Below are 1,035 nucleotides of genomic sequence, written 5' to 3' on the forward strand. Positions count from 1 at the left end.
GGCCCAGGAGGCGTCCATCGCCACCGACCTCCCGGTGCGGCCGGATGTGACCGCCGCCCCGTCCTTCACCGGACTGATGGGCGAGAACGCCGGTGACCCGGTCGAGATGGGCTACCAGACGCTCTCCCCGGAGGAGATCACGGCCAACCGCGCCGACTGGGTCGACCGCTTCGCGCGGGAAGTCTCGGGGAAGTAAGCGATGACCGACACCACCACCACCCACACCAGCGCGCAGCCCGGTACCCCCGGCCCCGACGCGAGCCGGGCCGAGCGCGTCGCCGCGTACGTGGCCCGGATGCCGAAGACGGATCTGCACTGCCATCTGATCGGCACCGTGTCCGCCGCGACCTTCGCCGAACTCGCCCGGGCGGCCGGTCTCGACCTGCCGGACGAGCCGGAGACCATCTGGCGGGACATCAACTCCCTGCCGCCGGACCCCGCCCTCTACCGGCACACCCGCATCCCGGTGCCGCAGGGGCAGGGCCCCGACGAGCCGGAGCGGCCCTACTCGCTGTTCCAGGCCAGCGAGTGGGTCAACGCCGCCCTGCGCAGCGCCGACGACATCACCCGGATCACCTACGAGGCGTTCGCCGCCGCGCACGAGAGCGCCACCCGTCATCTGGAACTCCAGATCGACGACGTGCCGCCGCAGCTGGCCTCGCTCGGCTTCCACGGTCTGGTGGACGCCTGTGCGGACGGCATCCGGATGGCGGAGCGCGACTTCGGCATGACCGGCCGGCTCATCGCCTCGATCGACCGCAGCCACAGCGCCGAGCAGGCGCTGGAGTTCGTGCGCCGGGTCGTGGCACGGCCGCACGAGTACCTCGCCGGGATCGGGCTGGTCAACCTCGAACTGGCCGGTCCGCCGGAGCGGTTCGCCGAGGCGTACCGGCTCGCGGGCGACGCGGGGCTGCGCCGCACCGCGCACTCCTCCGAGCACGCGCCGGTGGCCATCAACACCGCGACCTGCCTGGACCTGCTCGGCTGCGACCGCATCGACCACGGCTACTACGTCCTGGAGGACGAGGTCATGGT

Annotated in this window: 1 protein-coding gene and 1 pseudogene; both read left to right on the forward strand. The window is 72.3% G+C overall.

Annotated elements, in window-relative coordinates; all coding sequences use genetic code 11:
* Positions 1-196: pseudogene (locus ACFV5N_RS28050) on the forward strand (ABC transporter substrate-binding protein); the annotation flags it as partial.
* A 3-nt stretch (positions 197-199) separates the two neighbouring features.
* Positions 200-1,035, forward strand: an 836-nt coding sequence (locus ACFV5N_RS28055; RefSeq protein WP_385605410.1) for an adenosine deaminase, incomplete at its 3' end; no start/stop codon positions are given.

The sequence above is a fragment of the Streptomyces sp. NPDC059853 genome, from assembly GCF_042731495.1.
GTDB lineage: Bacteria > Actinomycetota > Actinomycetes > Streptomycetales > Streptomycetaceae > Streptomyces.